The sequence below is a fragment of the Mycobacterium sp. M26 genome (genome assembly GCF_001494595.1).
In the GTDB taxonomy this organism is placed as follows: Bacteria; Actinomycetota; Actinomycetes; order Mycobacteriales; family Mycobacteriaceae; genus Mycobacterium.
Genome location: NZ_LN929908.1, coordinates 117,105 through 127,674, shown reverse-complemented (window position 1 = coordinate 127,674; position 10,570 = coordinate 117,105). Strand labels below are relative to the sequence as shown.

Annotated in this window: 9 protein-coding genes and 1 pseudogene; 6 read left to right on the top strand and 4 right to left on the bottom strand. The window is 68.5% G+C overall.

The features are described 5' to 3' along the window. Positions 1-44: 44 nt before the first annotated feature. The 4 genes from fadA6 to ipdE1 are packed head-to-tail and all read right to left on the bottom strand — an operon-like array spanning position 45 to position 3,739. Entirely contained in the window at positions 45-1,202 is a 1,158-nt protein-coding gene (fadA6, locus tag BN3385_RS09975; RefSeq protein WP_059016635.1) for a steroid 3-ketoacyl-CoA thiolase FadA6, read from the bottom strand. Positions 1,203-1,212: 10 nt separating this feature from the next. Next, positions 1,213-1,803, bottom strand: a complete 591-nt coding sequence (kstR2, locus tag BN3385_RS09970; protein WP_059016634.1) for a TetR family transcriptional regulator KstR2 — start codon at positions 1,801-1,803, stop codon at positions 1,213-1,215. Then, positions 1,800-2,582 carry a (5R,7aS)-5-hydroxy-7a-methyl-1-oxo-2,3,5,6,7,7a-hexahydro-1H-indene-carboxyl-CoA reductase gene (gene ipdF, locus BN3385_RS09965; protein WP_502688099.1) on the bottom strand — a complete coding sequence of 261 codons (783 nt, stop codon included), beginning with the start codon at positions 2,580-2,582 and terminating at the stop codon, positions 1,800-1,802. The genes kstR2 and ipdF overlap by 4 nt, the downstream gene beginning before the upstream one ends. Positions 2,583-2,590: 8 nt before the next feature. Next, the gene (gene ipdE1 / locus BN3385_RS09960) at positions 2,591-3,739 is read right to left on the bottom strand and encodes an acyl-CoA dehydrogenase IpdE1 (protein ID WP_059016632.1); all 1,149 of its coding nucleotides are present in this window, start codon (positions 3,737-3,739) and stop codon (positions 2,591-2,593) included. A gap of 114 nt (positions 3,740-3,853) precedes the next feature. Here ipdE1 and fadD3 point away from each other — a divergent pair. From fadD3 to BN3385_RS09930, 6 genes and pseudogenes are all read left to right on the top strand, one after another. After that, positions 3,854-5,448 (top strand): annotated as a pseudogene (fadD3, locus tag BN3385_RS09955) (3-((3aS,4S,7aS)-7a-methyl-1,5-dioxo-octahydro-1H-inden-4-yl)propanoate--CoA ligase FadD3). Then, on the top strand, positions 5,448-6,602 hold the full coding sequence (locus tag BN3385_RS09950; RefSeq protein ID WP_059016631.1) for an acyl-CoA dehydrogenase family protein: 1,155 nt from the start codon (positions 5,448-5,450) through the stop codon (positions 6,600-6,602). Before fadD3 ends, BN3385_RS09950 begins: the two are co-directional and overlap by 1 nt. Beyond that, positions 6,599-7,555, top strand: coding sequence for an acyl-CoA dehydrogenase family protein (locus tag BN3385_RS09945; RefSeq protein WP_059016630.1), 957 nt, complete (start codon positions 6,599-6,601; stop codon positions 7,553-7,555). Before BN3385_RS09950 ends, BN3385_RS09945 begins: the two co-directional genes overlap by 4 nt. After that, positions 7,552-8,499 carry an acyl-CoA dehydrogenase IpdE2 gene (gene ipdE2 / locus BN3385_RS09940; protein WP_059016629.1) on the top strand — a complete coding sequence of 316 codons (948 nt, stop codon included), beginning with the start codon at positions 7,552-7,554 and terminating at the stop codon, positions 8,497-8,499. The genes BN3385_RS09945 and ipdE2 overlap by 4 nt, the downstream gene beginning before the upstream one ends. A 10-nt stretch (positions 8,500-8,509) precedes the next feature. After that, positions 8,510-9,400, top strand: coding sequence for a patatin-like phospholipase family protein (locus BN3385_RS09935; protein WP_059016628.1), 891 nt, complete (start codon positions 8,510-8,512; stop codon positions 9,398-9,400). A gap of 5 nt (positions 9,401-9,405) precedes the next feature. Then, positions 9,406-10,569 (top strand): pyridoxal phosphate-dependent aminotransferase, encoded by a 1,164-nt coding sequence (locus BN3385_RS09930; RefSeq protein WP_156432709.1) that lies wholly within the window; start codon positions 9,406-9,408, stop codon positions 10,567-10,569. The last annotated feature ends 1 nt before the right edge of the window (position 10,570 follow it).

The following is a 10,570-nucleotide window of genomic DNA, read 5'->3' as shown; positions in this document are numbered from 1 at the left end:
CTTTTCGCTGATCTGCGTGCATAAGGCCCACACTCGGGACAGAACTAGAGCCGTTCGATGATGGTGACGTTGGCGGTGCCGCCGCCCTCGCACATGGTCTGCAGGCCGTAGCGGCCACCGCGACGCTCCAGCTCGTTGAGCATGGTGGTGAACAGCTTGGCCCCGGTGGCACCCAGCGGGTGACCCAGTGCGATCGCACCACCGTTGGGGTTGACCTTCTCCGGGTCGGCCTTGGTCTCCTTGAGCCAGGCCATCACCACGGGCGCGAACGCCTCGTTGATCTCGACCACGTCGATGTCGTCGATGGTCAGCCCGGCCTTGTCCAGCGCGTACTGGGTGGCCGGGATCGGGCCGGTGAGCATGAACACCGGATCGGCGCCGCGGGCGCTGATGTGGTGGATGCGGGCCCGCGGGGTCAGGTTGTGGTCCTTGACGGCCTGCTCCGATGCCAGCAGCACCGCGCTGGCACCGTCGGAGATCTGGCTGGCCATCGCCGCGGTCAGGCGGCCGCCCTCGCGCAGCGGCTTGAGCCCGGCCATCTTCTCCAGGCTGGACTCACGCGGGCCCTCGTCGATGCGGAAGTCACCGACCGGGACGATCTCGTTGTCGAAGTGCCCGGCGCGGATCGCGGCGAACGCCTTCTCGTGGCTGCCCAGCGAGAACTCCTCCATCTCCTCACGGGACAGCCCCCACTTCTCGGCGATCATCTCCGCACCGCGGAACTGCGAGATCTCCTGATCGCCATAGCGTTCCAACCAGTACTGCGACTCGTTGGTCGGTGAGGTGAAGCCGAACTGCTCGGCCACTGTCATCGCCGACGAGATCGGGATGCGGCTCATGTTCTGCATACCACCGGCCAGGATCAGGTCCGCCGTGCCAGCCATGATCGCCTGCGCCCCAAAGGAAATAGCCTGCTGGCTCGACCCGCACTGACGGTCGACGGTCACCCCGGGAACCTCTTCGGGGAAGCCCGCGGCCAACCAGGTGTTGCGGCCGATGTTGCCGGCCTGCGGTCCGATGGTGTCCAGGCAGCCGACGATCGCGTCCTCCACGGCGCCGGGGTCGACGTCCACCCGGTCGAAGATGCCGCGGAAGGCCACCACACCCAGATCGATGGGATGAACGTGGGCCAGCGAACCATTGCGCTTGCCGACCGCGGTGCGCACGGCGTCGATGACGTATGCCTGTGAGGCGGGGGCCATGTCGATCTCCTTACTCTGTGGCGGAAATTCCGCCGAGGACGATGGAAAGGTATTGGCGGCCAACCTCTTCGGCGGTCAGCGGACCGCCGGGCTGATACCACCGCACGGACACCCACGTGGTGTCCCGGATGAAGCGGTACACGACGTCGACGTCGATGTCGGGCCGGAAGAATCCCTGCTCGATACCCTCGTTGAGAAGGTCGTGCCACATCTTGCGCTGTTCCTTGTTACGCGCGTCGACGAAGTCGAACTGCGGCAACGCCGTGAGCCGCTTGGCTTCGTCCTGATAGATCACCACCTGCGCATGGCGGTGTTCGATCGCCTCGAAGGACGCCATGAACAAGCCCTTGAGCCGCTCCAGCGGATTGGGCTCGGACTCGACGATCTCGCGGTAGCGCCCGAACAGCCAGTCCAGGAAGTCCCGCAGGACTTCCTCGACCATCTGCTCCTTGCTCTTGAAGTGGTGATAGAGACTGCCGGACAGAATGCCCGCCGAATCGGCGATATCGCGCACGGTGGTGGCGCGCAGGCCGCGTTCGGCGAACATGGTCGCGGCGAGGTCGAGAAGCTCGTCGCGACGGCTGACCGGCTGTTCTGTCATGGGTGCTGGCTCGATACCGAAATCACTTCGCCGGTCAGGTAACTGGAGTAGTCACTGGCCAGGAAAGCGATCGTTGAGGCGATCTCCCACGGCTCGGCGGCACGGCCGAAGGCCTCGCCTTCGGAGAGCCGATCGAGCAGATCCGCCGAGCTGACCTTCTCCAGGAACTTGTGCCGGGCGATGCTCGGTGACACGGCGTTGATGCGCACCCCGAACTCGACGGCCTCGATGGCACTGCACCGGGTCAGCGCCATCACGCCGGCCTTGGCGGCGGCGTAGTGCGACTGGGAGTGCTGCGCCCGCCAGCCCAGCACACTGGCGTTGTTGACGATCACCCCGCCGTGGCCGGCCTCGCGGAAGTAACGCAGGGCGGCCCGGGTCGCGCGCATCACCGAGGTCAGGGTGACATTGAGAACCCGGTCCCACTCCTCGTCGGTCATGTCGACCACCGGGGTCTCGCCACCGAGCCCGGCGTTGTTGACCAGCACATCGAGCCGGCCCATCCGGGCGGTGGTCGAGGCGATCAACGCGTCCACCTGGGCGGTGGAGGTGACGTCGCAGACCACGCTCTCCACCCGGCCGAGGCCGAGTTCGGCCAGCTGGTCCCGGGTTTCGCCGAGCCGACGCTCGTGGTGATCGGAGATGACGACGTCGGCACCCTCAGCCAGTGCGCGGCGCGCGGTGGCCGAGCCGATGCCGGTGCCGGCCGCTGCGGTCACCACCACGACCTTGCCGGTCAGCAGACCGTGGCCGGCGACCTCCTGCGGCACATCCGCCAATGAGCCCACTAGCCCTTCGCCTCCCGGGGTAGGCCGAGCACCCGCTCGGCGATGATGTTGCGCTGGATCTCGTTGGAGCCGCCGTAGATCGTATCGGCGCGCGAGAACAGGAACAGCCGCTGCCACTCGTCGAACTCGTCGTCCTGTTTGAGCAGACCGACCTTGCCCTGGATGTCCATGGCCAGCTCGCCGAGATCGCGGTGCCAGTTCGCCCACAGCAGCTTCGAGACGTTGTCCTGCCCCGGCTGCTCGACGTCCATGGTCGCCAACGCGAAGGAGCGCATCGTCTGCAGTCCGACCCAGGCCCGGGTAAGCCGCTCCCGGATCAGCGGATCGTCGATGGCCCCATTGGCCTTGGCCAGCTCGACGACACCGGAAAGCTCACGGGCATAACGGATCTGCTGGCCCAGCGTCGAGACACCGCGCTCGAACGTCAGCAACCCCATGGCCACCCGCCAGCCGTCGCCCGGCTCGCCCACCACCAAGCCGGCGTCGGCGCGGGCATCGGTGAAGAACACCTCGTTGAACTCCGAGTCACCGGTCAGCTGAATGATCGGGCGGATCTCCACGCCGGGCTGATCCAGCGGCACCAGCAGGAAGGACAGGCCGGCGTGCCGCTTGGACCCCTTCTCGGTGCGGGCCACCACGAAACACCACTGCGCCCAGTGCGCCAGCGACGTCCACACCTTCTGGCCGTTGATCACCCAGTGGTCGCCGTCCAGAACGGCCGTGGTCGCCACATTGGCCAGATCGCTGCCCGCGCCGGGCTCGGAGTAGCCCTGTGACCACAGCTCGGTGACATCGAGGATGTGCGGCAGGAACCGCTGCTGCTGCTCGGGCGTCCCGTAGGCGATCAGGGTGGGCCCGAGCAGTTCCTCACCCAGGTGGTTCACCTTGTCGGGAGCGTCGGCCTTGGCGTACTCCTCGTAGAAGGCGACGCGGTGCGCCACCGACAAACCGCGGCCGCCGTGCTCCACCGGCCAGCCCAGACACGTCAGGCCGGCGGCCGCCAGATGGCGGTTCCACGCCAGCCGCTCTTCGAAGGCTTCGTGTTCGCGCCCGGGCCCGCCGAGGCCCTTGAGCGCGGCGTATTCGCCGACGAGGTTGTCGGCCAGCCACTCGCGGACCTCAGCCCGGAACTCCTCGACCGTTATCACCCCTGTAGGCTAACCTACCAAGCACTTGCTTTGTTAGCCCGGTGACGACGAGCGGCCCCCGCCGCCCGGTCATGACGGTGCCAGACCGCGCTGAGCAAGACCAAAGGAGCATCGATGGAGCGCAACGACCCGCGCACGACACCCGCGGTGCTGGACCGGATGGCCCGGGACCTGGGTGACCGCGAGGCGTTGATCACCGACGAGCGCACCTTCACCTTCGCCGAACTGCGCGACGAGGTGCGCCGTGCGGCCGCGGCCATGATCGCACTGGGCGTGGACGCCGGCGACCGGGTGGCGATCTGGTCGCCGAACACCTGGCACTGGGTGGTGGCCTGCCTGGCCACCCATTACGCCGGTGCGGTGGTGGTTCCGCTGAACACCCGCTACACCGCCGAAGAAGCCTCCGACATCCTGGCCCGCACGCATGCCCCGCTGCTGATCGCGATGGGCCGCTTCCTGGACACCGACCGGGTCGCCGACCTCGACCGCTCGGCACTGCCCGACCTTCGCCACATCGTGCGGGTCCCCCTGGACACCGACGACGGCACCTGGGACGACTTCATCTCCGGCCCCGCCGCCTCGCCCGCGGAGGTCGACGCCCGGGCCGCCGCGCTCACCGGCGACGATGTCTCCGACATCCTGTTCACCTCGGGTACCACCGGCCGCAGCAAAGGTGTGCTGAGCGCACACCGGCAGTCGCTGGCCGCGCCGGCGGCCTGGGCGGCCTGCGGCCAGCTCACCAGCGCCGACCGCTACCTGTGCATCAACCCGTTCTTCCACAACTTCGGCTACAAGGCCGCCATCCTGTCGTGTCTGCAGACCGGTGCAGCGCTGATCCCGCAGCTGACCTTCGACCCCGAGCAGGCCTTCCGGATCATCGAACAGCAGCGGGTCACCGTCCTGCCCGGCCCGCCGACGATCTTCCAGACCCTGCTCGATCACCCGGCCCGCAAGAACTACGACCTGAGCTCACTGCGGTTCGCGGTCACCGGCGCTGCCACCGTCCCGGTGGTGCTGATCGAGCGGATGCAGGCCGAACTGGACTTCGACATCGTGCTGACCGCCTACGGGCTCACCGAGGCAACGGGTTTCGGCACGATGTGCCGGGCCGAGGACGACGCGGTGACGGTGGCGACCACGTGCGGGCGGCCGATCGCCGACTTCGAACTGCGCATCGACAGCCCTGACGACAGCGGTGCCGGTGAAGTCCTGCTGCGCGGGCCCAACGTCATGCTCGGCTACCTCGACGACCCCGCCGCCACCGAGGCGGCCATCGACACCGACGGCTGGCTGCACACCGGTGACATCGGAACCGTCGATGCCGCAGGCAATCTGCGGATCACCGACCGCCTCAAGGACATGTACATCTGCGGCGGTTTCAATGTCTACCCCGCCGAGATCGCCTCAAGGACATGTACATCTGCGGCGGTTTCAATGTCTACCCCGCCGAGATCGAGCAGGTGCTGGCCCGGCTCGACGGGGTGGCCGATGCCGCGGTGATCGGGGTGCCCGACGAGCGTCTCGGCGAGGTGGGCAGGGCGTTCATCGTGCGGCGGCCGGACAGCGACCTCGACGAACAGGCCGTCATCGACTACACCCGTAAGCATCTGGCGAATTTCAAGACACCACGATCGGTGGTCTTCGTGGCCGCGCTGCCCCGAAACCCCGGTGGAAAAGTGGTCAAACCCACACTGCGAGAGATGGTTTGATGGATCTCAACTACGACGACGCCACCCGCGAGTTCCGCGAAGAGGTACGCGATTTCCTCGCCGCCAACAAGGCGTCCTTCCCCACCAAGTCCTACGACACCGCCGAGGGCTTCGAGCAGCACCGGGTATGGGACCGGGTGCTCTTCGATGCCGGGCTGTCGGTGATCGCCTGGCCGAAGAAGTACGGCGGACGTGACGCCAGCCTGCTGCAGTGGGTGGTCTACGAGGAGGAGTACTTCCGCGCCGGAGCCCCCGGGCGGGCCAGCGCCAACGGCACCTCGATGCTGGCGCCGACGTTGTTCGCGCACGGCTCCGAGGAGCAACTGGACCGGGTACTGCCGAAAATGGCCAGCGGCGAGGAGATCTGGGCTCAGGCCTGGTCCGAGCCGGAGTCCGGCAGCGACCTGGCCTCGCTGCGCTCGACCGCGACGCAGACCGACGGCGGTTGGCTGCTCAACGGTCAGAAGATCTGGAGCAGCCGGGCACCGTTCGGCGACCGCGGGTTCGGGTTGTTCCGCTCCGACCCGACCGCGCAGCGGCACCGCGGACTGACCTACTTCATGTTCGACCTCAAGGCCGACGGCATCACTGTGCGCCCCATCGCCCAGCTCGGTGGCGACACCGGGTTCGGCGAGATCTTCCTGGACAACGTGTTCGTGCCCGACCACGACGTCATCGGCTCGGTGCACGAGGGCTGGCGTGCGGCGATGAGCACGACCAGCAATGAGCGCGGCATGTCACTGCGCAGCCCGGCCCGATTCCTGGCCCCGGCCGAACGGCTGGTCCAGGCCTGGACGGCACAGGGGTCCGACCCGGCGTTCGCCGGCCGGGTGGCCGACGCGTGGATCAAGGCGCAGGCCTACCGGCTGCACACCTTCGGCACCGTCACCCGGCTGTCCGAGGGCGGTGAGCTGGGTGCGGAATCCTCGGTCACCAAGGTGTTCTGGTCGGATCTCGACGTGGCGCTGCATCAGACAGCGCTGGAACTGCGCGGACCGGATGCCGAGCTGGCCGACTCCTGGACCGACGGCCTGCTGTTCGCGTTGGGCGGCCCGATCTACGCCGGCACCAACGAGATTCAGCGCAACATCATCGCCGAGCGACTGCTCGGCCTGCCCAAGGAACCCTCTGCGAGCTCCGGGAAGACCAAATGAAATTCGCACTCGACGAACAGCAGCGCGACTTCGCGGCCAGTATCGACGCCGCGCTGGGGGCCGCCGACGTCCCCGCCGCCGTCCGGGCCTGGGCCCACGGTGACACCGCGCCGGCCCGCAAGGTCTGGGCGACGCTGACCGATCTGGGCGTGACCGCACTGGCGGTGCCGGAGAAGTTCGACGGCATCGAGGCGCACCCGGCCGACCTGGTGGTGGCGGCCGAAGCGCTCGGCCGCTGGTGTGTGCCGGGCCCGCTGGCCGAATCGATTGCCGTGGCACCGGTTCTGCTCGCTGACGACGAGCGCTCGGCAGCACTGGCCGCCGGTGAACTGATCGCCACGGTGGCGCTGCCGCCCGCGGCGCCGCGGGCCGCCGACGCCGACTTCGCCGGTCTGGTCCTGCTGGCACAGGACGGCACGGTGCACGATGCCACCGCGGCCGCGGCGCACGAGACCGTCGACCCGTCCCGAAAGCTGTTCGACGTCAGCGCAACCGGCGCGGGTCAGAGCGCCGACGTGGCCACCGCCTTCGAGTACGGCGCGCTGTTCACCGCCGCACAACTGGTCGGTGCGGGCCAGGCGATGCTCGACATGTCGGTCGAGTACGCCAAGCAACGGACCCAGTTCGGCCGCATCATCGGCAGCTATCAGGCGATCAAGCACAAGCTGGCCGACGTGCACATCGCGCTGGAGCTGGCCCGTCCGTTGGTGTACGGGGCGGCCCTGTCGCTGGCCGACGGGTCTCCGGAGACCGCCCGCGACGTCAGCGCCGCCAAGGCCGCCGCCTCCGATGCCGCGCTGCTGGCCGCCCGCTCGTCGCTGCAGACCCACGGCGCTATCGGGTTCACCTCCGAGCACGACCTGTCGCTGTGGCTGCTGCGGGTCCAGGCGCTGCATTCGGCCTGGGGCGACCCGACCACCCACAAGCGTCGGGTTCTGGAGGCACTGGCATGACCTCCGTCGAAGAACGGCAGATGCTGCGGGAGACCGTCGCCGCCCTGATCGATAAGCACGCCTCGTCTGCCGCGGTGCGGGCGGCGATGGAGTCGCCCCGCGGATACGACGAGTCGCTGTGGACGCTGCTGTGCGAGCAGGTCGGTGTCGCCGCGCTGGTGGTCCCCGAGGAACTCGGCGGCGCCGGCGGCGAATTGGCCGACGCCGCAGCCGTTCTCGAGGAACTGGGCCGCGGCCTGGTACCGACGCCGCTGCTGGGTACCACGCTGGCCGAACTGGCCCTGCTGGCCGCCGACGAACCCGACGGCGATCTGCTCGAGCAACTCGCCGCCGGCGCTGCGATCGGCACCGTCGCCTTCGACCCCGGGTACGTGGTCAACGGTGACATCGCCGACGTCGTCATCGGTATCGATGGAGCCCGGCTGCAACGCTGGACCGACGTCACCGCCGAGGCCACGCCCACCGTCGACCCGACCCGTCGGCTGGCCCGCGTCACCGCAGGATCGACCGAACCCCTCGGCGACGATCCGGGTCTGGCTGACTTCGCGGCCATCCTGCTGGCCGCCGAGCAGATCGGTGCGGCCACCCGCTGTCTGGAATTGACCGTCGACTACACCAAGGAACGGGTGCAGTTCGGCAGGCCCATCGGCAGCTTCCAGGCACTCAAGCACCGGATGGCTGACCTGTACGTGGCGGTGCAATCCGCGCGGGCGCTGGTCGGCGACGCGATCGCCGACCCCACCCCGGTATCGGCCGCGCTGGCCCGGCTGTCAGCCAGTGAGGCGTTCACCACGGTCGCCGGCGAGGCCATCCAGCTGCACGGCGGTATCGCCATCACCTGGGAGCACGACATCCAGCTGTACTTCAAGCGGGCGCACGGCAGCGCCCAGCTGTTCGGGCCGCCGCGCGACCAACTGCGCCGGCTGGAATCCGAGGTGTTCTAGCCTGGTTGCCATGGCGACCGGTTCCGTCGAGGATCTGCCCCGGCCGATCGGCTATGTCCTGGGCGGTGGCGGCAGCCTCGGCGCGGTCCAGGTCGGCATGCTGCAGGCACTCGCCGAACGCGATGCCCGCCCAGACCTGGTGGTGGGCACCTCCGTCGGCTCGATCAACGGGGCGGTGGTGGCCTCGGACCCGACCGGCGCGGCACATCGGCTGTCGCACGCCTGGGCGCGGATGAGCCGCGACCGGGTGTTCCCCGGCGGTCTGATCGCCCAGGCCCTGATGCTGCAACGGGTCAAGACCCACCTGTTCCCGAATACCGGACTGGCCGAGGTGATCGCCGAGTTCCTGGGCAGCACAACCGACTTCAGCGATCTGACCCTCCCCTTTGCCGCAGTCACGATGGACGTCGCGACAGCTCAACCCCACGTCCTGCGCAGCGGGCCGCTGTTGCCCGCTCTGCTGGCCAGCTCGGCGATCCCGGGCATCTATCCGCCGGTCAGCCACGACGGTCGGCGCCTCTACGACGGTGGTGTGGTGGCCAACGTGCCGCTTCGGCAGGCCGTCGCGATGGGCGCGCGCTCGCTGATCGTGCTCGACTGCTTCTTCCCCGGCCAGCTGCCCGCCTCGACTGACACCATCGCCGACATCGTGCTGTACACCGCGCTGGTGACGATGCGCTCGCAGGCGGTGGCCGAGGCGGCGCTGGTAGCCGAGACACTGCCGGTGGTGTACCTGCCGGGCCCCTCACCCAAATTGGTCTCACCGCTGGACTTCACCCATACCACCGCGTTGATCGAGGATGCCTACACCTATGCCCGCCGGTTCCTCGACGACCTGCGGCTCGGCGACGGACCCGGGTTGTACGGCCAGCCGCCGCCCGAGTCGGGTGTTCTAGCCTGACTCATGTGAACTCCTCCGTGGCGCTACGAGCCGGAATTCCGCCGTTTCATGTGATGGACGTATGGCTGGCGGCCGCGGAGCGCCAGCGCACGCACGGCGACCTGGTCAACCTGGCCGCCGGCCAGCCCAAGGCCGGTGCCCCGGAGCCGGTTCGCGCGGCCGCTGCGGCGGCACTGGAGGCCAATCAGCTGGGCTACACGGTGGCACTCGGCATCCCCGAGCTGCGTGAGGCGATCGCCCGGTCCTACGCCGACCGCTACGGGCTGGACGTCAGCCTCGACGACGTGGTGCTGACCACCGGATCCTCCGGCGGATTCCTGCTGGCGTTCCTGGCCTGTTTCGACGTCGGCGACCGGGTGGCCATCGCCAGCCCCGGCTACCCCTGCTACCGCAACATCCTGTCCGCACTGGGGTGCGAGGTGGTGGAGATCCCGTGCGGGCCCGAGACCCGGTACCAGCCCACCGCGGCAATGCTGGCTGAGCTGGATCCGCCCGTGTCCGGGGTGATCGTGGCCAGCCCGGCCAACCCGACCGGGACAGTCATCGAACCGGCGGAGCTCGCCGCGATCGCGACCTGGTGCGACGAGACCGGGGTGCGGCTGATCAGCGACGAGGTGTATCACGGCCTGGTCTACCCCGGTGCTCCGCAGACCTCGTGTGCCTGGCAGACCTCACGCAACGCGATTGTGGCGAATAGCTTTTCGAAGTACTTCGCGATGACGGGCTGGCGGCTGGGGTGGCTGCTGGTGCCCGAGGAGTTGCGCCGCGCAGTGGACTGTCTGACGGGCAACTTCACCATCTGTCCGCCCGTGCTGCCGCAGTACGCTGCGGTGGCGGCCTTCACGCCGGAAGCCATCGCCGAAGCCGAAGGACATCTGCACCAGTACGCGGTCAACCGGGAAACACTGCTCAGCGGCCTGCGCCAGCTCGGGGTCACCCGGCTGGCCCCCACCGACGGCGCGTTCTACGTCTACGCCGATGTCTCCGACTTCACCTCAGATTCGCTGAGCTTCTGCGAAAAGCTCTTGGCCGATACCGGTTTGGCGATCGCGCCCGGTGTGGACTTCGACACCGTGCACGGCGGCTCGTTCGTCCGGATGTCCTTCGCCGGGCCCGAATCCGACATCGACGAAGCGCTGCGCCGGCTGGGTCCCTGGCTGAGCCGCTGAC